Genomic DNA, 24866 nt, shown 5'->3' with positions numbered 1-24866 from the left:
GCGTCATCAGAATTGCGGCGTGGATACCCGGCCGTTTAGGGCCGGGAGGAAACGCCGCTCCCTCCCCTCCGCGATCGTCTTACATGGACGGTTGGTAGATTGTCGGTTATGGGTGAGGTGGTGAAGCGGGCGTACAAGTACCGCTTCTACCCGTCCCCGGAACAGGCTGAGCTGCTGGGCCGCACGTTCGGGTGTGTGCGTGTGGTGTACAACCGGGCGTTGGAGGCCCGTACCCGGGCGTGGGTGGTTGATCGTCAGCGCAGCACGTATGTGCAGTCTTCGGCGTGGCTGACGGAGTGGAAACGCACGGATGAGTTGGCGTTTCTGAACGAGGTGTCGTCGGTGCCGTTGCAGCAGACGTTGCGGCATTTGCAGGCCGGTTTCGTGGCGTTCTGGGACAAGCGGTCCCGGTATCCGAGGTTCAAGTCCAAGCGCAAGTCGCGGGCGTCGGCGGAGTTCACCCGCTCGGCGTTCCGCTGGCGGGACGGCCGGCTCACTCTGGCCAAGATGACCAGCCCGTTGGACATCGTGTGGTCGAGGCCCCTGCCCGAGGGGGTGGAGCCGTCCACGGTGACGGTGTCCCGGGATCCTGCCGGTCGTTGGTTCGTGTCTCTGCTGGTGGAGGACCCGGCTGTGGGGCCGCTGCCGCCGGTTACGGGGGAGGTGGGTGTGGATGCGGGCATCACCAGCCTGCTCACCTTGTCCCGTCCGATCCCTGGTGTGAGTGATGAGCGGGGCAAGGTGGCGAACCCGCGTTTCGGGCAGGCTGACCGGCGGAAGCTGGCCAGGGCACAGCGGGACCTGGCCCGCAAACAGAAGGGCTCCGCGAACCGGGCGAAGGCCCGGCTCAGGGTGGCTCGGATTCATGCCCGGATCGCCGACCGGCGGCGGGATCACCTGCACAAGCTGACCACTCGACTCGTCCGTGAGACTCAAACGGTCGTGATCGGAGATCTCAGCGTGCGTAACATGCTGCGTAACCGTCGTCTGGCCCGCGTCATCTCCGACGCGGCCTGGTCCGAGTTTCGCAGGATGTTGGAGTACAAGGCGGCCTGGTACGGGCGTGAGGTGATTCCCGTTGACCGGTGGTATCCGTCGTCCAAGACCTGCTCGGCGTGCGGGCTGGTCAACACCACCCTCGCCCTCAACGACCGCGTCTGGACCTGCCCCGGCTGCCAGACCGGGCACGACCGGGACATCAACGCTGCTAGAAACATCCTCGCCGCCGGGCTGGCGGAGAGGTAAAACGCCTGCGGAGCTGACGTGAGACCTCAAGGGAAGAAGTCCTCCCGGAAAGGCAGTCGGCGATGAAACAGGAAACCCTACGGGCGACCGTGGGAATCCCGGTCCCTTCAGGGCCGGGAGGATGTCAAGAACCACGGTTGGTCGTCGCCGAGCAGCGGCGAGTACACCGGCACGTACCCACGGTCGTAGAGGGCGACGGCGAAGTCGGTGGAGAGCTGACCGAGCGGGTCCAGGGCGGCGGTGCCGTGCCACGGCAGGACGCCGGCCCCGCCGAGGTAGGTGAAGCCGAGGCTGCCGGGCCGGGGGTTCGGGGTGAGCCGGACGCGCCCGGGGAAGAAGGTGGTGTCGTCGTAGCGGAGGTCCCGGTCGACGCTGAGCACCGCGAGGTAGCGCAGGGTTCGCTGCCAGGCCTCGGCGAGCAGGCGCTGCCGGTCCGGGCCGAGCCGAGGGTCGGTCACGTGCAGGATGTCGGCGTAGAGCAGCCGCGCCCAGGCATGCCGGGCGACCGTCGGGGGTGGGACGACCGGCACCACGTACAGCAGGGAGCGCCAGAGGTCGACGAAGCGTGGCATGACCGTGCCGTCGCCGCGGTTGCCGAGCAGCGCGGCGCACCGGTCGCTGGCCTCCTCCAGCGCCGTCAGGGGCGCGGTGGTGACGTCGAGGTCGGCCAGCGTCGCGTCGAGTTCGCCGAGAGCGGCGTCGAGCAGGACCTGCCGGCGGAGCCGGACGTCCGCGCCGAGGACGGCCGCGGCCACGTCCTCCACGTCGGTGATCTCCAGGATGTCCGCGCCGCCGACCAGCGTGTGGTAGTCGGCCAGCTTGTCGTGGTACGCGCGGAGCAGGGCGGCCGGCCGGGGGTGGAAGTGGTTGCCGTCGGACAGCACCGTGATCCGCAACCCGGGCGGGTACACCTCCCGGACCGCGTGCTGGAGTTCCCGCATCCGCACCAGTGCGCCCAGCTCCGCGAGGTCGGGCCGAGGCCCGGTGGTCTTCAGATCGTTGTAGTGCAGCTTCACCGGGAAGCCGAAGGTGACCACCGGCACCGGTTCACCCCGGTCGACGAACGGACGCAGGTCGCGCTGTGCCTGGGTGAGCGGGTAGTTGCCGCGCGGACCCTTGCGGAACCGTTCCCGGGTCAGCACGTGGTGCAGCAGCCGCAGCGGGTCGCCGTCGGGGTGGCCCCGGCGGGCCGCCTCGGCGACCCGGCCGGCCGCGGCGTCGGCATTGCCGAGCAGCACGTCGACCAGCCGGCGTGACTCCCCGGTGGACAGCCGCACGGCCCGCGCCGCGGCCGCCGTACGGTGGTCGGCCAGCTCACCCACCGGCAGCTCCGCCAGCGACAGGGTGTGCGACAGGTCCGCCCGCTCAGCGACCGCGACGGTACGTCCGGTGCGCGGCACCCTCTCGAAGGACACGATCACTTCCGCGCCGTCGTCCGGGCAGCCAGCCGGATGCTCCAGGGCGAAACCGGGCAGCTCGACGGCCACGCACAGCACGTCCGGCAGTTGCTTGGCGATGGCGCGCCGGTTGTCGCACAGGTCGTCGAAGACAGCCACCACGTCCAGGTCGGCGAAGGCGGCCATGTTCTCGGCCTTCAGCTCGTGCACCGGCCGGGTCCGGTCGTCGGGCAGCATCACCAGCCGAGGACGCAGGACACCGGCCCGGGCCAGGGAAGCTTCGCTGTACCGGCGGACCCGCTCGCGTCGGCCCGTGCTGAACACGACGCAGCCACCGGCGTGGAAGACGTCCCAGACGAAGCGGGGCAGCCCGGGGGTGGGCTCGTCGTCGGCCAGCCGATCCCACGGTTCGAAGAACGCCTGACAGTAGTCCCGGTACGCGTCCGCCCAGTCGACGTCCGGGTATCGGTCCCGTAGTCCGCCGCGGTCGAGGCACCCCTGCCAGGAGGCCGGATGGTAGGTGGGCCACTGCGACATCAGGTCCGGGTCGGCGAACTCGACGATCCCGTGCCGGGCGCCGGTCTCGCGCAGCGCCCGGACGGTGCGATCCCGGGGGTTCAGCGCACAGAGATCCAGATCGAGCAGCACGGCCGGCCGCCGCAGCGCCGGATCGGACCGGCGTCGCCGGGCCCGTTCGACGACCCGGTTCAGCACGTCGGTGAGGACCTGCTGCTGCCGCCTGCCGACGCCGCGTCCCGGCAGCCCTGCCGCCCGCAACGCCTCCGTGGACGCGGGGCTCAGGTGCCGCAGCTCGGCCACGAGCACCTCGTCAACCTGGTCCAGCCCGTTGGTGCCGGCCGCCGCGAGCCGGCGCAGCGCGACGAGCACCTCGGGCTCGACCGGGCGGCCGAAGGGCTGCGTGGTGACCCACCGCAACGTCACCGCGCTCCTCACCGCCGCGCTGCCGCTGTTCGCGGTGGACGAGCGGGACCGCTGGTCGCTGTTCCACTCCATCAGCTTCGACTTCTCCGTCTGGGAGCTGTGGGGCGCGCTGGCCAGCGGGGCGACCTGCGTGCTGGTGCCCGACGACGCGGCAGCCAGCCCCGCGGCGCTCGTCGACTTCCTGGCCCGGGAACGGATCACCGTGCTCAGCCAGGTGCCGTCGGTGTTCCGCTCCCTGGTCCTCGCCCACGAGCAGGCCGGTGCACCGCCGCTGCCGCTCCGGCACGTGGTCTTCGGCGGGGAGAGCGTCGACCTCGGCGTCATCGGCCACTTCGCCGCCCGGATGCCCACGGTCCGGCTGGTCAACATGTACGGCATCACCGAAACCACCGTGCACGCCACCTTCCGCGAGCTGAGCCCCGCCGACCTCACCGGCCCGGTCCGCTCGCCGATCGGCATGCCGCTGCCACACCTGAGCATCGACCTGCGCGACGAGGCGGGCGCGCGCGTACCCGACGGCCAGCCGGGGGAGATGTGGGTCGGCGGCGACGGGGTCGCCGCCGGCTACCTGCACCGCCCCGACCTGACCGCCGAGCGGTTCGTCACCGTGGACGGCCGACGCTGCTACCGCTCCGGCGACCTGGCCCGCCGGCTGCCCGACGGCGCGCTGGAGTATCTGGGCCGCACCGACCAGCAGGTCAAGCTGCGTGGCTTCCGCATCGAACCCGGCGAGATCGAAGCCGTGCTGCGCGACCACCCGCAGGTGCGTGACGCGGCCGTCACCGTCATCACCACCCCGGCCGGCGGCCAGTTCCTGACCGCCTGCGTCGTGGCCACCACCGACGAGCTGCCCGACCTGCGCGCCCACGCCGCGCGGACGCTGCCCCGGCACATGGTCCCGCAGCGCTACGTGTCAGTGCCCGAGCTGCCGCTGACCCCGTCGGGAAAGCTCGACCGGGCCGCGCTCACCGACCTGGCCACCGCACCGAGGAAGGACACCCCGTGACCGTCAGCCACGCCGAAGCCACCACCGCCATTGCCAGCGTCTTCAAGGAACTGCTCGGGCTGCCGGTCGGCCCCGACGACGACTTTTTCGACCTCGGCGGATACTCCCTGCTGGTGGTGGACGTTGTCGAGCGGTCCCGGGCCGCCGGGCTCACCGTCACGGCGCTCGACGTCTACGCGCACCCCACCCCGGCGGGGCTGGCGCACCAGGCGACCGGGCCCGCGGACGAACCGGACCCCATCGCGCGGACGCCCGGCTTCGCCGCCGACCTGGTGTCGCAGGTGTGGCGTACCGGCCTGAGCCCCTGGCACGAGACGGTGCCGCCGAGCCTCGTGCCGCTGATCCCCGACGGCGACGGCGAGCCGATGGTCTGCGTCCACCTGGGCACCGGACACGTCCGCCTGTTCACCCACCTCGCCGAGGTGGCCCGGGGCGACCGCCCGGTGTGGGGCTTCGAGGCGATCGGGTACCGCGCCCCGGTACGCCCCCTCCTGTCGATCGGCGAGACGGCCGAGCGCTACCTCACCGAGCTGCGCGTCGCCCAGCCGCGTGGCCCGTACCACCTGTCCGGGCTTTGTGCCGGCGGCGTGATCGCGCTGGAGATGGCCCAGCGGCTGCGCGCCGAGGGCGAGCAGGTCGCCAGCCTGGTCCTGGTCGACCTGCCGTACGGGATGCCAGAACTCGACCCGGGCTGGGGTCTCACCGACCATGTCGATTACCTGCTCGGCTCGCTGCGCCACCAGTTCGGCCTGGTGGACCCCGTCGCCGACCTGCCGGCCGCCCTGGCCGAACTGAAGCGACGGGTCTGGTTCGAGCAGGAGACCCCAGAGGAGGACTTCTACCGGCTGACCGTCCTCTGGGCGGCGGCCCAGTTCGCCCAGGAACACTACGCGCCCCGGCAGTGGGACGGGCCGGTCACCGCCATCGCTCCCGCCGAGCGGGCCGAGGCGGCCCGGGCGTACTGGCTGCCCCTGCTGCCGCAGGCCGAAGTTTGTGAGACGGTGGAAAATGCGATGATCCGGATCGTCAAGGATCCGATCGTGGCCGAGGCGTTCGTCAAGACCATGGCGGGCTGATATTGATCGGCATTATGCTCTGGGTCAGTCCCGTGTGGATCACTACGGAGGTGCGCCATGAGGAAGATGACCATCCGCGGCAAGAGCTCCCTGCGCCTGCTGTCCGGCGCGCGCCGGCTCTGGATCGAATGGTGCTGGTGACAGCCAGCAGGGGCGGGCGCCCTGGGCGCCCGCCCCTGCGGCCATCGGCCCGGCTGTGACCGGCGAGCTCGGCGGTTACGACTGCCACCGCGACCACGGGCCGTACGCCGGGGTCGCCGCCTTCCTCAGCCGGATCGCCGCCGACCGGCCCCGCCTGGCGTCCCGTCACCAGGTCGAACTGCACGCGATCGCCCCACGGATCGACCCCGCGGCACGACCGGCCGCTGAGGAGGAGCCGATCCGGTTCCACCCGGCCCGGCGCACCGCCTACCTGGCCTACGGCGCGACCGAGTTCGTGGCGGCCTGGGCGGGCACGCTCCGGCGCCCGGTCACCGTGCGGTTCGACCACGTCGACAACGCCGACGAGACCACCCGTGAACTGCTGGACGCGCTGGGCCGCCGCTGCCCCGACCCACTGCGCCTGGACCTGCGCGATGGCGGCAGCGAGCCGGTAACGGCCGACCCCGCACCGGAGGCGATCCGTACGGCCCTGGGCGACAGCCTGGCCCGCGGCTTCTACCACCACGCGGCCCGAACCGCCCGGCGTGGCCGCGCCACCGTGACCCCCGACGGCGACCTGCGGCACTGGTGGGGGTGCACCACCGGCCTGGCTACCGCCCTGGCCGCGCTCGACCGCGCCAGTGAAGCGCTCGACCTCTACCACGAGGCACGCGCCGCCACCGACGACCCGAAGATCACCATGTCGGCCGCGTACGCCACCGCCATGCTGTACGCCCGGCACCTGCCGGCGGCCGACCAGGACCCGGCGCAGGCGCGGCGCTGGCTGGAACAGGCCCTCCACCTCGCCGCCGAGCTCCAGGACCCACAGCAGCGGGTGCTGTCCACCGTCTTCTACGAGCAGGGCCTGGCGCTGCTGGACAGCAGGGCCGGCGAACCCGCCCGCGCGCTGCGGCTCATCGACGACGGGCTGGCCCGGCTGGCGGCGGTGCTCGCCCCCGGCGAACGCCCGCAGGACCTGGCCCGGCTACGCCACAACCGGGCGCAGGTGCACCTGGCCCTGGGCGACCCGGCCCAGGCCCTGGCCGACCTCGACACCGTGATCGCCCACGACCCCGACAACTGCGAGTACTACGTGGACCGGGCCGCCCTGCACCGGGCGGCGGGCCGGACCCCGGCCGCGATCCGGGACTACGACACCGCGATCCGCCTGGGGCCGCACCTGCCCGAGGCCTACTACAACCGGGCCGTGCTGCAGCAGGAGCGGGGCCGCCCCGGGCGGGCGCGGGAGGACCTGGATCGAGTTCTCGCCATCGACCCCGGGCACCTCGACGCCCGGATCGCCCTGGTCAACCTGCACCTGGAGCGCGGCGCCCTCGACACGGCCGAGACGGCTGCCCGGGCCGGGCTCGCGCTGGCCCCGCAGGAGCCCGCGCTGCTGTGCACCCTCGGGCTGGTCCGCTCCGAGCGCGGCAGCCTCGCCGAAGCCGAGGAACTGCTGACCCGGGCCCTGGCGGTGGAGCCGAAGCTCGTCGAGGCCTGGACGAACCGGGCCGCCGTCCGGTTCGACCGCGGTGACGTGGCCGCCGCCGTGGCCGACCTGGACCACGCGGTGGCGCTGTCAGCGGCGCCCGTGCCCCACTACAACCGGGGCACGGCGCTGATGCGGCTGGGCCGGTGGGACGAGGCCGCCCGCGACTTCGACCACGCGCTCGCCCAGCCCGGCCTGGACCGGGCGCTGCGCCGTGACCTGCGCACCGAACTGGCCCGCTGCCGTCGCGCCATGGCCGGCTGATGTTCGCTGCCAAAACCCGCCGTCATCGGTGAACCTTCTGCCGCCGGAACGCAACAGTGAAGGCGATGGACAACGATGAGCTGATCGCCGCCGTGGCCGGTGGTGACGACACGGCGTTGCGGGAACTGTTCTCCCGGCATGCGCCGTGGCTGGCCGCACGGCTGGGGGCGGTGCTGCCCGCCGCCGACGTGGAGGACGTGCTCCAGGAGACGTTCCTCGCGGCCTGGCGAGGCGCCGGCGGCTACCGGCTGGAGGGTGCTGGCGGCTGGCTGTGGGGGATAGCCCGCCGGCAGGCCGCGTTGTGGTTGCGCCGGCGCGGGCAGCCCGACGTGCTGCTGTCCGCCCTGGGTGACGCCCGCGAGCCACGTTCCGCAGATCCGACGGAGGCGGCACTGTCCCGGGTGGAACTCGCGGACGCGGTCGAGGCGTTGGGGCCGGAGGGCAGCCCGCAGCGCGAGACGTGGCGACTGATGTATGTCGAGGACAGGACGGTGGCTGAGGTGGCTGACCTGATGGACGTTCCCACGGGCACGGTGAAGAGCCGCGCGTACCAGGTCCGCCAGCTGCTGCGCGTGGCGCTGCGGCCGATGCGTGCCGGGGGCGGGCGATGATCGGTGGTCATGAGGTGACCGACGACCGCGGGGGCCCGACGGTTCCTGGTCCGGTGCCGGGCGACGTCGACCTGGGTCGGGTCTGGCTCGGGGTGGCCGCGCAGGTGTGGCGGCGCAGCCCAGGGCCGCTGGAGCGACTCGCCACGCGGGTGCTGCGCTCGCCCGGCCTGGCGCGGGCGCTGGTCACCACGCCGTCATTGCTGCTCGGGTGGGTCGTCGCCACCATGGTGGTGCTGGTCGCCGGGGCGCTGGCCACTCGGGGGACCGGGACACCGTTTGTGGCTCTTCTCGCACCGGGCGTCGCCGCGGCGGGCATCGCATACGGCTATGGGCCGGGGATCGACCCCGCCTGGGAACTGTCCTGCAGCATGGCGGTCAGCGATCGGATGGTGCTGCTGGTCCGGGCGTTGGCGGTGTTCGGCCTGAACGCCGTGCTCGGGCTGGCCGCGTCGGCCGCGTCGGGGGCTGCCACGGCGGTCACATTCGGTTGGCTGGTCCCGATGGCCGCGGTGTGCGCGCTGGCCCTGGCGACCGCAACGGTTGCCCAGTCGGCGAACGTGGGTGTGGCGGCGGGCGTCGCCGGCTGGGTGATCATGGTCTTGTCCGGGCAGGCAGCCGCCGGTCGGTTGGCCGCCGCGGTCACCGATACCGCCCTGGTGCTTCCCTACCTGGCCTTCGCGGCCTGCTGCGCCGTGATCGTGCTGGTTGCGACTCGAATTCCGAGAGGGATGTCATGAACGTCGAGGTATCGGATCTGACCCGGAAGCTCGGCCGGACGCAGGCCGTTGCCGGAGTGACGATGGCGACCGGACCCGGAGTGTTCGGCCTGCTGGGCCCGAACGGGGCCGGCAAGACGTCGCTGTTGCGGATGATGGCCACGGTGTTGCCGCCGTCGTCCGGGCGCATCCGGCTGCTGGGCCGCGATCCCGGCGACTACGGCCAGCGGAAACAGATCCGGCGCCGGCTTGGCTACCTGCCGCAGAACCTGGGCTACTACCCGCGGTTCACCGTCGTGGAGTTTGTCGAGTACTTCGCGCTGCTGAAGGAGATGCCACCGGCGAGAGTCCATCACGCGGTCGCGGCCACAGTCGAGCGGGTGGGCCTGGGCGACAAGGCGAAGGCGAAGCTACGCACCCTCTCCGGCGGCATGCTGCGCCGAGTGGGGATCGCGCAGGCGATCGTCAACGAACCCGAACTGCTGCTGCTGGACGAGCCCACAGCCGGGCTGGATCCCGAGCAGCGGGTGACGTTCCGTGCCCTGCTGCGCGACCTCGGGCAGCACGCCACCGTGATCGTCAGCACCCACCTGGTGGAGGACGTCGGTGCAGCCTGCAGCCAGGTCGGCCTGATGAACCGTGGGAAGCTCGTCTTCCAAGGCACGCCGGGCGAGCTGACCGCCCGCGCCGAGGGGACCAGCGCGGCGGGGGATTCCCCGCTGGAGCGCGGATACAGCGCGATGCTGGCGCAGGCACGGTCATGACGGCCGCGCCGCCCGTGCGACCACCTGCCAGGCCGGTGCCGGCCGCACACCGGCCGCTCGGCGGGGCTGGCCGGCTGCTTCGGCTTGAGGTGCGCCGCAACGCGATGCTGTGGACGCTGCCGCTGGCCGCCGTGCTGTTCTGGGTCCTCACCTTCCGCCAGAGCATGGCGTACCCGCCGCTGTGGAACGTCCGCGCGATGACCATGCAGGCCACGGGGGTGGCGGTCTTCGCGCCGACGGTGGTCGGCGCCGCCGCCTGGGTGGGGTCGCGGGAGGGCCGCCACGGCATGGCCGACCTGGTGGTGGGCACCGCGCGGCCGCGCTGGATCCGCCAGCTCGCCGCCTGGGCCGCCACAACCGGCTGGGCGATCGTGGCCTACCTGGGCTGCGTCGGCGCCCTGTACGGCGCCACCGTCTGGCAGGGCGCCTGGGGCGGGCCATTGTGGTGGCCGGCCGCAGTCGTCGCGGCGAGCCTGCCGGCCTTCGCCGCGCTCGGGTTCGCCGCCGGGGCGCTACGGCCCAGCCGGTTCACCCCACCGCTGATCGCGGTCGCCGCGTTTCTCGCGCTTGAGCTCAGCGCGCAGTTCATCCACGGCGACCGGTCGTACTGGCAGATCTCCCCGCTGGTTGCCGGTCCTTGGGAGATCGGCCCCGACGCGGGTGTCGCGATCTTCCACCCCTACCTGCCTGATCTTCCCATCGCCCAGGTGGCCTTCCTCGCCGGTCTCACCGCGGTCCTGCTGGGCCTCCTGGGTCTGCCCGCCGGCTCCGGCGGTCGCTGGCTGCGCCGCGGCGCGGCGGCCATCACGGCGGCCGGACTGCTTGCGGCCGGAACGGCCGTCGCGCTGGCCGGCACCGGCCGACTCGACGCGCACGGCATGATCACCATCTCCGCCCTGCACGACAAGGCCGACGACCGTCCGATCCGCTACACCCCGGTCTGCAGCCAACCCCCGATCCCGGTCTGCCTGCACCCCGCCTACGCCTCCTCCCTCCCCGTCGTGACGGCCGCCCTCGAACCGGTGCTCGACGAGGTGGCGGGCCTGCCCGGCGCGCCGATCCGCATCGACCAGGCCGCCGCAACATACGAACAGGAATCGGGCAACGGCGTCGGCATCCGGGCGGAGGGCCCGCCAATGAGCGGCCCGAGCCCGGTGTACCGGCTGCTCTTGCCCAACCAACTGCCCGGCCCCACCCTGACCTCCAGCGAACTGGTTGTCGCCGTCCGAACGAACATCGGCCGCGACATTCTGGCCGACGTCGTCGGCGTGGGCCGCAGTGCCGACCCGGCGCAGCAGGCGGTCATGGCGGCCATCCTGAACACCGTCGACGCGGAGACCGACCCTCAGGTCGCTGCCGCGGCCGCGCGTTTCGCCGCGCTGCCGGCCGCCGCCCGGCGCGCCTGGCTCGTGGAACACCTGGCCGCGCTGCGGGCCGGCAACATTACCCTGGCGCGGCTGCCATGACCGGGGGCGGAGCGCGCAAGATGCTGGCCGCGCTGGTGCCGGCCGGTTCGGTGGGTCCACGGCTGCGGCCCGGCCTGCGGATGGCGCGTCTGCACCTGGCCAGCCGCCGGGTCTCGGCGGCGCTGGCCGCGGTCGCGGCCTGCGCGGTTGCGCTGCGGGTCGCGCTGCACTGGCACTGGGACGCCTACGGTGCGCTGCAGCTACCGCTGATATTCGAGACCGCGTGCGCGGCGGCCATCGCGGTCACCACCGCAAGCCCGTTCGGTGAACCGGAACGCGCAACGGGCCGGTGGCTGCCGATCCTTCGACTCGGCGCCGTCCTGGCGCTGGCCGCAGCCGCCGCCGGTGCCCTGGCCGCCGCCGGAACCGGTGCGCACCTGGCGGGCGGCACCCTGGAAGTGCTGCGCAACACGGCCGGGCTGACCGGCATCGGCCTGCTGTGCGCCGCCATGCTCGGCGGTGCGCTGGCCTGGACCGGACCAACGGTCTACCTGATGATCGCCGTGTACGCCCTGTACACGCAATGGCACGGCCCGGCCCTGACCACGCCGTGGATCTGGCCGGCCCGCCCGAGCGACGACACCGGCGCCGCGCTGTGCGCCGGCCTCGTGTTCGGCGCCGGGACGGTGCTCATCACGATGCGCGGAGCCCGCGACTCCGTCGCGCGCACGTAGCCGGGCGTTCGGTCGCGGCGAGGTCGCTCCGGCAAGGTCGTTGCCCCAGATAACCTCGTGCCGACGGGACGCTGGGACGGGTAGCTTGCGCGGATGAGCGCAATCTCGATGGCCGGCCCGAGCCTGCAGTTCTGCGTGGATCCGGGGGAGTTCCTTGCCGCAGCGGGCGACCACCTGGCCGCCGACCCGATGGTCAGCACGGTCGTGACCACCGTGGCGCACCGGCTGTCGGCGCAGCAGGCCGATGGGATCGCCCAGCCCGACCGCAACTGGTGGTTGGTGGTCCGGGACGCATCCGGCGCGGTCGTCGGCGCCGGGATGCGGACGGCGCCGTTCGTGCCCTACCCGCCGTTCCTGCTGCGGATGCCCGACGAGGCGGCCGTGGCCCTGGCCCACGCGTTGCACGAGCGTGGGGAGGAGGTCCTCGCCGTCAACGGGGCCCTTCCCGCGGTTGAACTGTGCGCTGCCGAGCTGGCCCGGATCCATGGGGGCCGCGTCGAGGTCAGCCAGCACACGCGGCTGCACGAACTCGGCGAGCTGGCTCGCCCCGCGCCCGTACCCGGTGGTTTGCGACTGGCGACCGAGGACGACGTGGAGCTGGTCACTGAGTGGTTCGCCGCGTTCATGGGTGATGCCGACGAACAGGCGGGGCGCCCGCGCGGTGCCAGCGCGCACGACGTACCCGACCGTGCCGAGATGCTGCGCCGACTCCGAGCCGGTCGGATGTGGTTCTGGGCCGACGACACCGGGCAACCGGTACACCTCACCGCGGCGAACCCACCGTCGTTCGGCGTGGCGCGGGTGGGCCCCGTCTACACGCCGCCGTCCCAGCGCGGGCGAGGCTGGGCCAGCAACGCGGTCGCCGAGGTCTCCCGGCGGATCCAGGCCGACGGCGCGCGGGCGTGTCTGTTCACCGACCAGGCGAACCCGACCTCGAACAAGATCTACGCCGCCCTCGGCTACCGGCCCGTGGTCGACATGGCCAACCTTGTCATCGTCCGCTGACGTCGGTATCACGGCTGTAGGTCGAGGCGTGCGGCACCGGTGTGCGGATCGAACGGGAACGACAGGTGCTGGTGCACCATCGACCAGCCGTCACCGGTGCGGCGGAACACGCGAGTCCCCCGCGACCAGAACTCGTCCACCTGGCCGTCCGGCGCTTCGACCCGTACCTGGTTGAGCCCCCATGCCACGGCGAGGTCTTCCCGCGCCGCGACGGTCAGGTCGGGCACCCGCCAGGTCACCTCGCCGGAGCCGGCATCGAGGCCGCGCTGACACACCTGCCGCACCTGCGCCAGGCCGACGTACTGCAGCGGCGTCTCGTGCTCGTACGACACCACGTCATCGGCGATGTGCGCCATGAGCCCGTCGAGGTCCTTGGCCGCCGTACGGTCGAACCACCGCTCGTGTAGTTCCCGGATTTCTTCTTCGACCGCCGCGGTGTCGGCGGCCTCGGCGAGGGGGAAGGAGTGGTGCTCGTGCGCGACAACCCACCGGCCGTCCTCCTTTCGGAGCCCGAGCGTGACCCGTAGCCGCTGGTCGGGGTGACGGGAGAGGTGCTGCGGCATCCCGCAGCGCAGCAGCGCGTGGGCGAACGCCACGTCGGTGCCGGCGGTCACCTCGAGCCGGACGATCTCGAAGAGCGCACTGCTGTCGAGCCACCGGAAGAACGGCGGCCACGTGTCGCGGTAGGCGTCGATGCCCCGTACACCGTCCTGCGGCGGCGGCACGTCGAACATCACGATGTCATCGGCGTGGTCGGCGAGCAGGCCCGCCAGGTCGCCCGCACGGATCGCGGCCGCCCATCGCTCGACGAGGTCACTGATGAGCGTCTCGTCGTCCTTGTGCACATCCATGTGTGCCTCCTCTCGCCGGTACAACCCGGCGAGAAGGCCGAACTCATCGCGGTGCCGTCACCGCGGCTGACTCGCGGGCAGGCCGAACGCTCCGAAGTCCGCGTCGAGGAAGGACACGACCTCCGCGATGCCGGGCCGGCGTAGCGTGAGCACGTCCAGCCCGCCGGGGACGAACACGGCGAGGTGGTCGTCCCAGCGGTACGTGCCGAACGCGAGTTGACCGTTCGCGACGGCGGGCACGAAGCGCCACCGGCACGCCAGCGGACCGTCGAGCAGGAACCGACGGATCGCCTCCGGACCGGTGAACCAGGACCGCTCCGGCGGCATCGAATATTTCGCATCGTCGGTGAGCATGGCGACGATCCGGTCAACGTCGCCGTCCTCCCACGCCGCCGCGTACCGCCGGGCCAGATCGCGGACCGCGACCTCGCCCAACTCGCGCAGGGTCACGTGCTGGGTTACGGCGGGCAGCCCCGCGTCAAGCGTCTTGCGGGCGCGCTGCATCGCACTGTTGACGGCGGCCACGCTCGTGTCGAGCTGTTCGGCCACCTCGCGCGCGGTGAAGCCGAGCACCTCGCGCAGCAGCAGCACCGCACGCTGCCGGCCGGGCAGTCTCTGCAACGCGGCGACGAATGAAAGCTCGAGACTCTCCCTGGCCAGGGCCTGCCCCTCGGGCCCTGCCCGGTCGTCGGGGTACGGCTCAAGCCAGGCGGCTTCGGCGCCCGTATGGAGGTCGGCGGGCAGCTCACGACGGGCGCGTCGATCGAGCATCGACAGACAGCGGTTGGTGGCGATCCGGTACAGCCACGGCCGGACCGAACCGCGGTCCTCGAAACGGCCCAGCGCGCGCCAAGCCCGCACGAGCGTTTCCTGGACCGCGTCGTCGGCATCGTGGACAGAGCCGAGCATGCGGTAGCAGTGAGCGTGCAGCTGCCCGCGCAACGGACCGACCACTGCCGTGAACGCGTCCGCGTCGCCAGCCCGTGCCGCCAGCAACAGGTCGGAGTTCGATGCGTGGACCATCGACTCACCCTTGCACACGCGACCCGCCTCAACCCAGTCACGGCCAACGCCAGGCATCGGCTGGGCGATCAGTTGCTCGTGTGCCTGCCGCGCACTCCCGACAACGCGAACGCGTGGGTGCCTACTGTCGCTTCCCGGCCGGTTGTTCAAACAGTTCGCGGTACTCGCCAAGGCCCTCACGTTCGAGATCGTCGCGCGGAATGAACCGAAGTGCGGCCGAGTTCATGCAGTAGCGCAATCCGCCCGCTTCTGGAGGCCCATCGTCAAACACGTGGCCAAGGTGACTGTCCCCATGCGCCGACCGAACCTCGGTACGTGTCATACCGAAGCTCGACTCTTGACGTTCCACCACATTGTTCGGTTCGATCGGCTTGGTGAAACTCGGCCAGCCGGTACCGCTGTCGAACTTGTTGCTGGAAGCGAACAAGGGTTCACCGGACACGACATCGACGTAGATGCCGGGCTCCTCGTTGTCCCAGTAGGCGTTGGCGAAGGGTGGCTCTGTCCCAGCTTCCTGGGTGACTCGGTACTGATCCGGCGACAGCCGAGAAATTGTCTCGGGGTCTTTGCGATAATCGTGGGACACCGTCGTTCCTCTCTCGGATAGGCCATGAGTGCACGTTTCGCCTCCACCCGTGTGTCGAATGCGTACCCCGCCTGAGGTGGACTAACCATCTGCGAGTTCAATGGCGTCGTGTCGTCGCCCGGCGCAGCGACGATCAGCCGGACAGCCAGATCGAGGACCGCTTGATGTACGCGAGCTGGGCGGCGAAGGCGACCAGTGCCACTGCAACGCCGAGTGCGATCGCCACCGTGACGGATCCGCTGGCCACTCCGGTCACCCGGGGGCGCGCCCAGGCCGATCAACAGTGCGTTGACCGCGGCAACTATCGCCGCCGTAGTCAGCAGCAGCCAGCGAGCGGGCTTGCTGGCCACCGCCGCCGAGATCGCCTGCAAGTCGCCCCCGTCGGCCACCGCGTCGGCGAAGAATGTGTGCTCGCCGGCGAACTGGCGGTGGTAGTAGGCGCGGATGTGCTGGATGCGCTTGAGGTCCAGCGAGTTCTCCACCATGTTCTGCACTGCCGAAGGTGAGCAGCCCGGTGATCACCAGGGTCGGGAGCACCGCGCCGAGGTACGGCTTGATCAGGTGCCCGCTGCTGGAGACGAAGCCCAACCCGATCAGCGCGGCGGACAGCAGCGAAGCGACAGGAACACGGTCGCCCGGCCGACGGACTCGGTGATCGTGGCGCTGCGGGAGGTTTGAAGCACGAAATGCTCGGTGGTCAGGGCGCTGAGCAGCGCCTGCTCGCGCGCGTCCTCGTCCATGCCGCCGCCAGGATACGAAGGTCCGGTCCGGCTTCGAGGGCGTGCGCGTCAGTTCCCCTGTCGCCACACTGCCGGGAAGGAGTTGAGTGGAATCACGCCTCCCGTATGCGTACCCGCTGGTCCAGTTCCCGCAGGTAGGCAAGATTGTCCCGGGTTCGCTCGGCGAGTGGCACGACGGTCGAGAAGTCCTCGACCGTCACCCACCCGCCATACCCGAACCGGCGCAGCGCGGCGAAATATGCCTCGATGTCGGCCTGCCCCTCGCGTAGCGGCGCCCACTCGGCCGACCAGCGCGGGCCGCCGTCGGCCCGGGTTCCGGTCACCAACCACGCGACGTTCTTCACGTGCACGTGGGCGAGGTACGGGCCGAGCATCTCGAAGGCCGCCAGCGGATCCTCGAATCCCTCGATCGTCAGGTTTCCGATGTCGTGGATCACCCCCACATGCTCCGGGGCGAGGCCGTCGAGCAGCCGCATGGCCGCCGACGCGGAGGCGACGATGGTGCGGTGATGCAACTCGACCAGCGCCGTCACCCCGTGGTAGGCCGCACGGTCGGCGATCCACGCCATGTCTCGGCGGGTGGCGTCCATCAGCTCCCGATAGTCGCCGTTGCCCAGCTGCGGCATGGTCACCCGTACCCGCCCCGCGCCGAGCGTGGCGGCCGCGGCCAGCACCCGCTCAACGTTGGCGTGGTCGGCCGCCGGCACGTACGCGCCGAGCCCGGACAGCGCCAGGCCCGCCTCTCGGGTGATCCCGGCGACGCGGGGCAACTCGTCTTCCAGCCCGGTCAGCGGGATGGTCGCCCGGTTGCCGGTCCAAAAGCCGGGAGGCTGGGCCTGTTCCTGGTCGGTGATGCGCCATTCGATGCCGTTCCAGCCCTGCGCAGCCAGTTGGGCGACCGCCTCCTCGGGCGTCCAGTCGGGCGTGGACGCCGTGAACACCGCGTATTTCATCGCGCCCCCTGAGCCGGCGCGGCGGACGACACCGCGGCTGCGGAGCCCTCGACGGCGGCGAGGACGTCGTCGAAGTCGCCGGCGAGCACGGCCGGCACCGGCACCGGACGGTGCAGGTGCGCGGAGAGGTAAATCGCCTTGACCACGGCGACGTCGAGCATTCCGTCGGCTGCGGTGATTCCCGGCTGCCGGCCGGTGAGGATCGCCTCGACGGTGTCGTGGTACTGCCGCAGGTGCCCGGTGACCATGGCGTCGTCGGGCTTGCCCGCACCCCGCAACTCCGATGGCGGCACGGCCTCGCCGGACTGGTCCGGCCCGTCGGCGTACGCGGACGGGTCCGGGCCGCCGGCGGTGTGGAGGTACTCCAGGTGGTCGTCGTGGATCACCGCGGAACCCTGCGATCCGTGTACCTGCAACCGCACGCCCAGGCCCGGATACGCCGCGGTGGTGGCGTGCAGCACGGCGAGCGCCCCGTCGGCGAACCGGATGGTCGCTGCGGCGACGTCTTCCACCTCGATCCGCTCGTGGGCGAGGGCACCGGTGTAGGCGAACACCTCCTCGGGGTGGCCCAGCAGCCACAGCAGCAGGTCGACGGTGTGCACGCCCTGGTTCATGGTGGCACCGCCGCCGTCATGTTCCCAGGTGCCGCGCCATCCCGCGGAGTCGTAGTACTGCTGGCCTCGCCACCACGGCACGCTGGCCACAGCCGAGGTGATCCGTCCGAGATTTCCGGCGTGTACGCGGGAGGCGACCGCGACGCTCGCCGGGTCGAACCGGTGCTGGCAGGTCACCGCGCAGACCTGACCGGCGGCCCCGGCATCGGCGGCGGCCCGGGCGATGCGCCGCGCCGCCGGCAGGGAGGCGTCGAGGGGCTTTTCGATGAGCACGTGCGCGCCGGCCGCGAGGACCTGCTCGGCGAGGTCGGCGTGGGTGCCGCTGGGCGTGCAGACCACCACCAGGTCGGCCGCCTCGGCCGCGAGGGCGTCGCCCAGCGAGGCGAACCGAGCCGGCGGCGTGGCGCCCTGCTCGCTGATCCAGCTGGCGAGCTGGTCGTTGGCCTGCGGGTCCGGGTCGGCGAGCGCGGCGAGGCGCAGCCCGGGGTGGCGCAGGATCGCCCCGGCGTGGGTGCGGGCGATCACCCCGCTGCCCGCGATGGCGACGTTGAGTCGGGTCATTGCAGATGCACTCCTATCGAGGCGGTGAGGTTCGTGAACGCGCGCGCCGCCCGGCCGAACTCCGCAGGGCCGGAGAACCCGCCGAGGTGATGCTGGTTGGCGAGGTGGGGTTCGAGGGAGGCGAATCCGGCGTAGCCGTCGTCGCGCAGCGCGGTGAGCGTCCGCAGCAGCTGGCCGTCGCCGTGGCCGGCGGGCACGACCTCGGCGGTGGCCATGAGAGCGTCCTTGACCTGTAGGTACTCCAGGTGAGGGCGCAGCAGTTCGTACCCGTCGTCGTAGGGCCGGACCCCGACCTGCACGAAGTTTGCGTTGTCCCATGCGACGCGTAGGGCGGGGGAGTCGACGGACTCGATGATGTCGGCGACCCGTTGCGGCACGTCGCCGTAGATGTCCTTCTCGTTCTCGTGCAGCAGCACGACACCGGAGTCCTCGGCGAGGCCGGCGAAGGCCCGCATCCGCGCCAGCACGGCGTCGCGGATGTCGGCCGGGGCGACCCCCGCCGGGCGGTAGAACGAGAAGATCCTGATGTACCGGCTGCTCAGTCGGTGGGCGGCTGCCACGGCGGCACGCAGCCGGTCGAGCTCGCCGCCGTCGTCGGTGGTCACGTCGACCTTCCCGACGGGCGACGCGATCGCCGAGACCGCCATGCCGCGTGCGCTGACGGCTTCCGCCAGGCCGTCCAGCTGGGTGTCGCTGAGCTCCACCACGTTCGTGCCCCACGCGCTGCGCACCTCGATGTGCCGGGCGCCGAGAGCGCTGAGCACCGCGAGCTGCACCGCCGGTTCGGGATCGATCTCGTCGCCGAAGCCCGACAAAGTCCACGTCGTCATTTCACACCTCCAGCGGTCAGTCCACTGACGATGTACCGCTGGCAAGCGAGGTAGAGGATGACCACCGGTGCCGCGCAGACGAGCGCGGCAGCCATCATCTGCCCGTACGGCGGGATCGCTCCGCCCTCCTGCGCCGCGCCGAAGACCTGGAGCACGACCGCCGCGGTGCGGGTGTCCACGTCGGTCATGACCGAGGCGAACAGGACGTCGTTCCAGCCGAGCAGGAACGCGAAGATCGCCGCGACGACCAGGCCCGGCCAGCTCAGCGGGACCACGACGCGCAGCAGGATCTGCCAGGTCCCCGCACCGTCGATGCGCGCCGCCTCGATCAGCTCGTCGGGCAACTCCCGCAGGTAGGTCACCATGATCCAGGTCGAGAACGGCAGCCCGAACGTGAGGTAGGTGACGAAGAGCGACCATCGGGTGCCGATCGCCGGCACGCCGAGGGTGTTGCCGATCGTCGCGAAGAGCACGAAGACCGGCAGGAGCAGCAGCGTGCCGGGGATCGACTGCATGCCCAGCAGGGCGCGCAGCACGGTCCGTCGGCCCCGGAACGCGTGCCGCACCAGGACGTGCGCCGAGAACACCGCGACCACCGCGCAGGCCAGCGCGACCGTGCCAGCGACGAGCAGGCTGTTGGCCAGCCCTCGGCCGAGCGGCACCGTCGACCAGATCCGGGCGTAGTTGCCGAAGCTGACCTGCTCCGGCCAGAAATCTCCGGCGGCGACGGCCAGGTCGGTGTTGATCGAGGCGAGGAACACGTAGCCGACGGGTGCGCCGACGATGATCAGCAGGAGCACCGTCAGGATGATCTGCAGTGGTCGCGGTAGCAGGCGCAGCACCGGTTTCATGCCGTCGCCTCCGGCCGGTCGAGTCTTACGGTGCGCAGGTAGACCAGCAGCGGGATGAGGATCAGGACCAGGGAGATCACGGCCATCGCCGCGCTCAGTCCGAATCGCAGGTTCTGGAAGCTCTCCACATACGTCAGCACCGGCAGCACCTCCACGTCGTGCGGGCTAGGGACGCCGAACAGCACGAACGGCAGGGTGAAGCTGTTGACCATGTGCAGCAGCGAGATGATCGCGGCCAGCGAGACCGAGGGGCGCAGCAGCGGGAAGACGACGTGGCGCAGCTTCGCCCGCCATTGCGCCCCGTCGAGCGCGGCCGCCTCGTGCAGGCTGTCGTCGATGCTCTGCAGGCCGGACAGAGCCAGCAGGTACACCAGCGGCCAGCCCGACCAGGCCTGCACGAGGATCAGGGCGAGGTAGCTCTTCGGCCCGTTCAGCCACAGTCCGCCGTCGACGCCCAGCGTCGCCAGGCTGTGGTTGGCGATCCCGTCGGGCTGCAGGATGATCCGCCACACGGTGCCCACGACGAAGGCGGGCAGCACGTACGGGATGAGGTACAGCGACCGGATCAGCGACCGTCCGCGGAAGGGCAGGTGCGTGGTCAGCGCGGCGGCCACCCCCAGCGGCAGCGCGAGCAGTGTCGCGATCACCGCCGCGGACCCGCTGACCCAGATGGCGTGCGGCAGGCTCGTGCTGTTCAGCGCCTCTGCGTAGTTGCCAGCGCCGATGAACGGCGCGGACAGCCACTGCCGGAACGTGTACTGGTCGAGGTCGAGCAGTGACACGATCAGCGCGACCGTGAACGGCACGACGATGACTGCCAGGGTGAGCAGGCCGCCCGGCGCGAGCAGCCACAGGGCGGCGCCACCGGCGGTGGCGCCTCGCCGGCGGCGCCGCGACCGGGCCGGGCGGGCCGCCCCGGGCCGGCGTGGGTTGCCGGTGCCCGGAGCGTCCGCCGTCACGGAACCGGTGGCGGCCACCTACTTCGCCTTGTCCAGCGCGGCCTGCGCCTCGGACTGGGCCTTGGCGATCAGGTCGTTGAGGGCCTTGTCGTCGACCTTGCCGGCGGCGAGGTTCGGCACCGACTGGACGACCACGTTGACCAGCGCGAGTTGCACTTTGCTCCACCCGCCGTGGAACGGGGTGCCGTGCGCCTTCGACGCGGAGTCCACGAACGCCGCGAGCGCCGGGTCGGCGACCAGCCTCTGCGCCATTTCCGCGTTGGTCGGCAGCTCACCGAAGGTGCGGTAGTAGTTTCCCTGCGCCTCGGCGCTGGTCAGCATGTTCACCAGGCGCAGCGCCAGGTCCTTGTTCTTGCTGTACTTGGCGATCACCAGGTTGTCGCCAGAGAGAATGCTGGTGGCGCCAACGCCGCCGGTGGGTAGGTTGCTGGCACCCGGCGGTACGGTCGGCATGATCGCGTAGGCGTACTTGCCGGCGACCGCGGACTGGTCCAGGGTCACCTTCGAGGTCGCCGAGACCATCGGCAGGAAGGCGGCCTTGCCCTCGCCGAACGCCGCGATCGCCTGGGCGTTCTTCCAGCCGGTCGCCGCCGGGTCGACGATCTTGTCAGTGGCGAGCCAGCCGAGGTACGTCTGGTACGCCTTGACCGTCGTCGGATCGGTCAGCCGCGCCGTGCCGCCCTCGACCAGCGGGTTGCCGGCCTGGATGCTCATCGCCCAGATGAACTTCCACGGATCGAAGCCATCGGCGTAGGCCACGGCCATGCCATACTTGCCGTCCTTGGTGAGCTGTTTGGCCTGCTGTCGTAGGCCGTCCCAGGTGGTGGCCGGCTGGTCGATGCCGGCCGCGGCGAGCAGTTCCTTGTTGTACGCCATGACGAACGGGCGGCTGGTGAAGGGGATACCCACCTCCTGGGTGCCGTCCGGCCCGGAGATTCCCAGCGTGGCCGGCACGAACCGGTCCCGGCCACCGATCTTCGTCCAGTCGTCGGCGCTGAGGTTGACGAAGGCGCCGGTGGAGAACGCAGTCGGGGTGAACGTGGTGCCGAGGGAGTAGACGTCGGGCCCCTGCCCGGAGAGCATCGACGTCTGGATCTTGGTGAGCTCGTCGTTGGGGCTGGCGAAGGTCTCGAAGCTGATTTTTGCCCCGGTCTGTTGCTGGAACTTCGCCGAGACATCGGCGAACCACTGCTTCTGCTCTTTCGGGTAGATCGAGTTCGCCGAGACGAGAACACTGAGCGTCTTCGGAGCGTTAGCGGCGGTGTTGGAGTCGCAGGCGGTCAGGGGTAATGCGATCGTGGCGGCCAGGGCCGCCGCGAGAGATGCACGGGTGGCGTTCATCTGTGCTCCTTGGTGGTGGCTGTCCGAGAGGGAGGGTGTGGATACACATCGCCAGGTGCTCGGGGAGATCAACCCATCGGTGAACGTGCATGGGACGGTAACAACCGTGGAAACCGGGCGGCAATCGCTTGCCAGTTTTTGCCATGGGATGCTCTGCTTCTGTGCATGAATCCCGAAGGGGCACCCCCCTCCCGCGCCGCCGCACGCCAGGAGGGCCGCGCGACCATCAACGACATCGCTGCCGTGACCGGCGTCGCTGCCTCCACCGTGTCCCGGGCACTGAGCCGGCCTGACCGGGTCAATCGGGTGACCCGCGAACGCATCCAGGCTGCCGCCCGCGAGCTGAACTACGTCCCCAACACGCAGGCGCGGGCGCTGTCGTCGGGGCGTACCGACACCGTCGCCCTGCTCGTCTCGGACGCGACGAACCCGTTCTACTTCGGGCTCATCCGCGGCGCGCAGCAACAGCTGCACGCCGCCGGCCAGGCTCTGCTGCTCATGGACACCGAAGACTCGGCCGAACTGGAAAACCATCTGCTGGGCAAGATGCGTCGGTCGGTGGACGGGGTCATCCTCGCCGCCTCCCGCCTACCCGAGCAGACCCTCGCCGTCATCGCCGCCGAGCTGCCGGTCGTCACCATCAACCGCAACGTCCCCGGGGTGCACAGCGTCGTCATCGACAGCCCGGACGGAGTCATGCAGGCCGTCGAGCACCTGGTCTCGCTGGGCCACCGGCACGTCGCCTACGTCACCGGTCCGCCGTCCTCTTGGGCCAACGAGGCCCGCTGGCGGGCGCTGCGAACCGGCATGGCCCGGCACGGCCTCTCCGCGGACCGCATCGGACCGTTCGGCGTGTCCCGCCACTGCGGGTCGGCCGCCGCGGACGCGCTGCTGAACACCGGCGCCACCGCGTGCGTCACCTTCAACGACCTGCTCGCGATCGGCATTCTGCGGCGGCTGGCCGAACGCGGTGTCGACGTCCCCGGCGAGATCAGCGTCGTGGGCTGCGACGACATCTTCGGCGCCGACTTCTGCAGCCCTCCGCTGACCACGCTCACCGCGCCGATCGAGCAGGCTGGCCGAGTCGCGGTCTCGATGCTGTTGGAGAATCTGGAAAATCCGGCGGTGCGGGCGAGCTGCCGGCGCATCATCCTGCCGACGCATCTCACCGTCCGGCAGTCCAGCGGGCAGGCCCCACGACTGTAGATCGGGCTGCCGCCCGGTGACCTCGTGCCCGTCCCCGGCTACGGTGCGGCCTACTCGGTCAACCTTCCGGCGCTGGCCGGCTGGCTGCCCGCCCTCGCCCAAAACCCTGCCGTTGGGCGGTGGCGAGCCGGAAGGCCGTCCAGACTGTGGTCGTCCAGGCTGCGGCCAGCAGATACCCGCCCAGGACATCGGTGAGCCAGTGCACCCCCAGATACAGCCGGGAGAAGCCGACCAGCAGCACGACCAGTCCGGCACCCAGCCAGGCTGAGACCCGCACCGCCGGCACCGGCCAGCGCCGGCAGGCCAGGTACGCCAGCGACGCGTACGCCGCGGCCGCCTGCGCGCTGTGCCCGGACGGGAAGGAGAAGCCACTCGCTCCGGCGATCATGTCCGGCAGCGTCGGGCGGGGCCGGGCGATCAACAGTTTCACGCCGTTGACCAGCGTGCTGGTGCCGCCGGTGACCAGCACCATCAGCCCCGCCGTACGCCACCGAGGGCCGGGCAACGGCATGCCGAAGGTCGCGACGGCGATCAACAGCAAAGCCATCCAGATCCCGCCAAGGTCCGTGACCACCCGCAGCGCGGTGGTGAGCCACCCGGTCCGGTGCGCGACCACCCAGGCGGTCGCCGCAGCATCGCCAGCGGCCAGGTCGTCGTTCTCCCGCACACTGTCGGCGAGTTCGCCCAGCCCCCACCCGGCGGCGGCGATCATCAGGAAACTGACGGTGATCCACAGACCGAATGCGCCACCGGGTGCGAGGCGGGCAGCCAGCCAGGACCGTGCCGTCATGCCACCAACAGCCCGCTGTCGCCCGGTACCAGGATCCGTTCGTCGATCAACACGGGTCGACGGTAGCGCGTGACGATCGCGTCGCTGACGCACCTCACCCCTGAGCTGAGCCGTGTCATCAGAATTGCGGCGTGGAAATCCGGCCGTTTACGGTCGGGAGGAAACGCCGCCGCCTCCCCTCAAGGTATGTCTTACATGGGCGATTGTTAGAATGTGGGGCGTGGGTGAGGTGGTGAAGCGGGCGTACAAGTACCGCTTTTACCCGTCGCCTGAACAGGCTGAGCTGCTGGGCCGCACCTTCGGGTGTGTGCGTCTGGTGTACAACCGGGCGTTGGAGGCCCGTACCCGGGCGTGGGTGGTTGATCGGCAGCGCACCTCGTATGTGCAGTCCTCCGGGTGGCTGACCGAGTGGAAACGCACCGATGAGTTGGCGTTTCTAAACGAGGTGTCGTCGGTGCCGTTGCAGCAGACGTTGCGGCACTTGCAGGCCGGGTTCGTGGCGTTCTGGGACAAGCGGTCCCGGTATCCGAGGTTCAAGTCCAAGCGCAAGTCGCGGGTGTCGGCGGAGTTCACCCGCTCGGCGTTCCGCTGGCGTGACGGCCGGCTCACTCTGGCCAAGATGAGCAGCCCGTTGGACATCGTGTGGTCGAGGCCCCTGCCCGAAGGAGCGGAGCCGTCCACGGTGACGGTGTCCCGGGACGCCGCCGGCCGCTGGTTCGTGTCCATCCTGGTCGAGGACCCGGCCGTGGCACCGCTGCCACCCGT

At 71.1% G+C, this 24866-nt stretch carries 24 protein-coding genes; 12 read left to right on the top strand and 12 right to left on the bottom strand.

The features are described 5' to 3' along the window. Positions 1-108 precede the first annotated feature (108 nt). Positions 109-1245: an RNA-guided endonuclease TnpB family protein gene (locus AB0C02_RS27460; protein ID WP_357551835.1), complete on the top strand. Its 1137-nt coding sequence runs from the start codon at positions 109-111 to the stop codon at positions 1243-1245. 107 nt (positions 1246-1352) lie between these two features. Here the strand turns inward: AB0C02_RS27460 and AB0C02_RS27455 are convergent, their stop codons facing one another. After that, on the bottom strand, positions 1353-3584 hold the full coding sequence (locus AB0C02_RS27455; RefSeq protein WP_357551834.1) for an L-tyrosine/L-tryptophan isonitrile synthase family protein: 2232 nt from the start codon (positions 3582-3584) through the stop codon (positions 1353-1355). Between AB0C02_RS27455 and AB0C02_RS27450 the strand changes: the two genes are divergently transcribed. The 9 genes from AB0C02_RS27450 to AB0C02_RS27410 all read left to right on the top strand — a co-directional run bounded on the left by AB0C02_RS27450 (position 3565) and on the right by AB0C02_RS27410 (position 12796). Further along, positions 3565-4590: an AMP-binding protein gene (locus tag AB0C02_RS27450; protein ID WP_357551833.1), complete on the top strand. Its 1026-nt coding sequence runs from the start codon at positions 3565-3567 to the stop codon at positions 4588-4590. The two genes, AB0C02_RS27455 and AB0C02_RS27450, sit on opposite strands and share 20 nt — an antisense overlap. Then, positions 4587-5666 carry an alpha/beta fold hydrolase gene (locus tag AB0C02_RS27445; protein ID WP_357551832.1) on the top strand — a complete coding sequence of 360 codons (1080 nt, stop codon included), beginning with the start codon at positions 4587-4589 and terminating at the stop codon, positions 5664-5666. Before AB0C02_RS27450 ends, AB0C02_RS27445 begins: the two co-directional genes overlap by 4 nt. A gap of 196 nt (positions 5667-5862) precedes the next feature. Then, positions 5863-7560, top strand: a complete 1698-nt coding sequence (locus tag AB0C02_RS27440; RefSeq protein WP_357551831.1) for a tetratricopeptide repeat protein — start codon at positions 5863-5865, stop codon at positions 7558-7560. Positions 7561-7625: 65 nt separating this feature from the next. Beyond that, entirely contained in the window at positions 7626-8171 is a 546-nt protein-coding gene (locus AB0C02_RS27435; RefSeq protein ID WP_357551830.1) for a sigma-70 family RNA polymerase sigma factor, read from the top strand. A gap of 14 nt (positions 8172-8185) precedes the next feature. After that, complete coding sequence (locus AB0C02_RS27430) at positions 8186-8908, top strand: hypothetical protein (RefSeq protein ID WP_357551829.1); 723 nt, start codon at positions 8186-8188, stop codon at positions 8906-8908. Positions 8909-8970: 62 nt separating this feature from the next. Next, a complete protein-coding gene (locus tag AB0C02_RS27425; protein ID WP_357551866.1) occupies positions 8971-9651 on the top strand; it encodes an ATP-binding cassette domain-containing protein in 681 nt (226 codons plus the stop codon). Positions 9652-9686: 35 nt separating this feature from the next. Then, positions 9687-11117, top strand: a complete 1431-nt coding sequence (locus AB0C02_RS27420; protein WP_357551828.1) for a hypothetical protein — start codon at positions 9687-9689, stop codon at positions 11115-11117. Further along, complete coding sequence (locus tag AB0C02_RS27415) at positions 11114-11791, top strand: hypothetical protein (RefSeq protein ID WP_357551827.1); 678 nt, start codon at positions 11114-11116, stop codon at positions 11789-11791. Before AB0C02_RS27420 ends, AB0C02_RS27415 begins: the two co-directional genes overlap by 4 nt. A 93-nt stretch (positions 11792-11884) precedes the next feature. Further along, on the top strand, positions 11885-12796 hold the full coding sequence (locus tag AB0C02_RS27410) for a GNAT family N-acetyltransferase (RefSeq protein ID WP_357551826.1): 912 nt from the start codon (positions 11885-11887) through the stop codon (positions 12794-12796). An 8-nt stretch (positions 12797-12804) separates the two neighbouring features. On the opposite strand, the gene AB0C02_RS27405 is transcribed toward AB0C02_RS27410, so the two are convergent. From AB0C02_RS27405 to AB0C02_RS27360, 10 genes are all read right to left on the bottom strand, one after another. Continuing rightward, positions 12805-13647, bottom strand: coding sequence for a nuclear transport factor 2 family protein (locus AB0C02_RS27405; protein ID WP_357551825.1), 843 nt, complete (start codon positions 13645-13647; stop codon positions 12805-12807). Between the two features lie 57 nt (positions 13648-13704). After that, a complete protein-coding gene (locus AB0C02_RS27400; protein ID WP_357551865.1) occupies positions 13705-14688 on the bottom strand; it encodes a sigma-70 family RNA polymerase sigma factor in 984 nt (327 codons plus the stop codon). 103 nt (positions 14689-14791) lie between these two features. After that, the gene (gene msrB / locus AB0C02_RS27395; RefSeq protein ID WP_357551824.1) at positions 14792-15256 is read right to left on the bottom strand and encodes a peptide-methionine (R)-S-oxide reductase MsrB; all 465 of its coding nucleotides are present in this window, start codon (positions 15254-15256) and stop codon (positions 14792-14794) included. Positions 15257-15849: 593 nt separating this feature from the next. Continuing rightward, positions 15850-15996: a hypothetical protein gene (locus tag AB0C02_RS27390; protein ID WP_357551823.1), complete on the bottom strand. Its 147-nt coding sequence runs from the start codon at positions 15994-15996 to the stop codon at positions 15850-15852. Positions 15997-16088: 92 nt separating this feature from the next. Continuing rightward, positions 16089-16949, bottom strand: coding sequence for a sugar phosphate isomerase/epimerase family protein (locus tag AB0C02_RS27385; protein WP_357551822.1), 861 nt, complete (start codon positions 16947-16949; stop codon positions 16089-16091). After that, positions 16946-18124, bottom strand: a complete 1179-nt coding sequence (locus AB0C02_RS27380; RefSeq protein ID WP_357551821.1) for a Gfo/Idh/MocA family oxidoreductase — start codon at positions 18122-18124, stop codon at positions 16946-16948. The genes AB0C02_RS27385 and AB0C02_RS27380 overlap by 4 nt, the downstream gene beginning before the upstream one ends. Next, complete coding sequence (locus AB0C02_RS27375) at positions 18121-18954, bottom strand: TIM barrel protein (protein ID WP_357551820.1); 834 nt, start codon at positions 18952-18954, stop codon at positions 18121-18123. The genes AB0C02_RS27380 and AB0C02_RS27375 overlap by 4 nt, the downstream gene beginning before the upstream one ends. Beyond that, positions 18951-19805 carry a carbohydrate ABC transporter permease gene (locus AB0C02_RS27370; protein ID WP_357551819.1) on the bottom strand — a complete coding sequence of 285 codons (855 nt, stop codon included), beginning with the start codon at positions 19803-19805 and terminating at the stop codon, positions 18951-18953. The genes AB0C02_RS27375 and AB0C02_RS27370 overlap by 4 nt, the downstream gene beginning before the upstream one ends. Next, positions 19802-20782, bottom strand: a complete 981-nt coding sequence (locus tag AB0C02_RS27365) for a sugar ABC transporter permease (protein WP_357551818.1) — start codon at positions 20780-20782, stop codon at positions 19802-19804. Before AB0C02_RS27365 ends, AB0C02_RS27370 begins: the two co-directional genes overlap by 4 nt. After that, a complete protein-coding gene (locus tag AB0C02_RS27360) occupies positions 20783-22105 on the bottom strand; it encodes an extracellular solute-binding protein (protein ID WP_357551817.1) in 1323 nt (440 codons plus the stop codon). 165 nt (positions 22106-22270) lie between these two features. On the opposite strand from AB0C02_RS27360, the gene AB0C02_RS27355 reads away from it, so the two are divergent. Next, complete coding sequence (locus tag AB0C02_RS27355) at positions 22271-23311, top strand: LacI family DNA-binding transcriptional regulator (protein ID WP_357551816.1); 1041 nt, start codon at positions 22271-22273, stop codon at positions 23309-23311. A gap of 58 nt (positions 23312-23369) precedes the next feature. On the opposite strand, the gene AB0C02_RS27350 is transcribed toward AB0C02_RS27355, so the two are convergent. Further along, positions 23370-24101: a phosphatase PAP2 family protein gene (locus tag AB0C02_RS27350; RefSeq protein ID WP_357551815.1), complete on the bottom strand. Its 732-nt coding sequence runs from the start codon at positions 24099-24101 to the stop codon at positions 23370-23372. A 220-nt stretch (positions 24102-24321) separates the two neighbouring features. Here AB0C02_RS27350 and AB0C02_RS27345 point away from each other — a divergent pair. After that, positions 24322-24866 (top strand): transposase (locus AB0C02_RS27345; protein ID WP_357551814.1); only part of this gene is annotated, 545 nt, incomplete at its 3' end.

Source organism: Micromonospora sp. NPDC048999 (assembly GCF_040649295.1).
In the GTDB taxonomy this organism is placed as follows: Bacteria; Actinomycetota; Actinomycetes; order Mycobacteriales; family Micromonosporaceae; genus Micromonospora.
This window is presented reverse-complemented; position numbering and strand designations above follow the sequence as displayed.

What these genes read in the sequence shown, in the direction of transcription:
- AB0C02_RS27425 (WP_357551866.1), top strand. Translation starts at nt 8,971, where the DNA reads ATGGCGACCGGACCCGGAGTGTTCGGCCTGCTGGGCCCGAACGGGGCC.
- AB0C02_RS27355 (WP_357551816.1), top strand. Translation starts at nt 22,271, where the DNA reads ATGAATCCCGAAGGGGCACCCCCCTCCCGCGCCGCCGCACGCCAGGAG.
- AB0C02_RS27405 (WP_357551825.1), bottom strand. Translation starts at nt 13,647, where the DNA reads ATGGATGTGCACAAGGACGACGAGACGCTCATCAGTGACCTCGTCGAG.
- AB0C02_RS27375 (WP_357551820.1), bottom strand. Translation starts at nt 18,954, where the DNA reads ATGACGACGTGGACTTTGTCGGGCTTCGGCGACGAGATCGATCCCGAA.
- AB0C02_RS27370 (WP_357551819.1), bottom strand. Translation starts at nt 19,805, where the DNA reads ATGAAACCGGTGCTGCGCCTGCTACCGCGACCACTGCAGATCATCCTG.
- AB0C02_RS27380 (WP_357551821.1), bottom strand. Translation starts at nt 18,124, where the DNA reads ATGACCCGACTCAACGTCGCCATCGCGGGCAGCGGGGTGATCGCCCGC.
- AB0C02_RS27410 (WP_357551826.1), top strand. Translation starts at nt 11,885, where the DNA reads ATGAGCGCAATCTCGATGGCCGGCCCGAGCCTGCAGTTCTGCGTGGAT.
- AB0C02_RS27435 (WP_357551830.1), top strand. Translation starts at nt 7,626, where the DNA reads ATGGACAACGATGAGCTGATCGCCGCCGTGGCCGGTGGTGACGACACG.
- AB0C02_RS27360 (WP_357551817.1), bottom strand. Translation starts at nt 22,105, where the DNA reads ATGAACGCCACCCGTGCATCTCTCGCGGCGGCCCTGGCCGCCACGATC.
- AB0C02_RS27350 (WP_357551815.1), bottom strand. Translation starts at nt 24,101, where the DNA reads ATGACGGCACGGTCCTGGCTGGCTGCCCGCCTCGCACCCGGTGGCGCA.
- AB0C02_RS27460 (WP_357551835.1), top strand. Translation starts at nt 109, where the DNA reads ATGGGTGAGGTGGTGAAGCGGGCGTACAAGTACCGCTTCTACCCGTCC.
- AB0C02_RS27390 (WP_357551823.1), bottom strand. Translation starts at nt 15,996, where the DNA reads ATGGACGAGGACGCGCGCGAGCAGGCGCTGCTCAGCGCCCTGACCACC.
- AB0C02_RS27385 (WP_357551822.1), bottom strand. Translation starts at nt 16,949, where the DNA reads ATGAAATACGCGGTGTTCACGGCGTCCACGCCCGACTGGACGCCCGAG.
- AB0C02_RS27415 (WP_357551827.1), top strand. Translation starts at nt 11,114, where the DNA reads ATGACCGGGGGCGGAGCGCGCAAGATGCTGGCCGCGCTGGTGCCGGCC.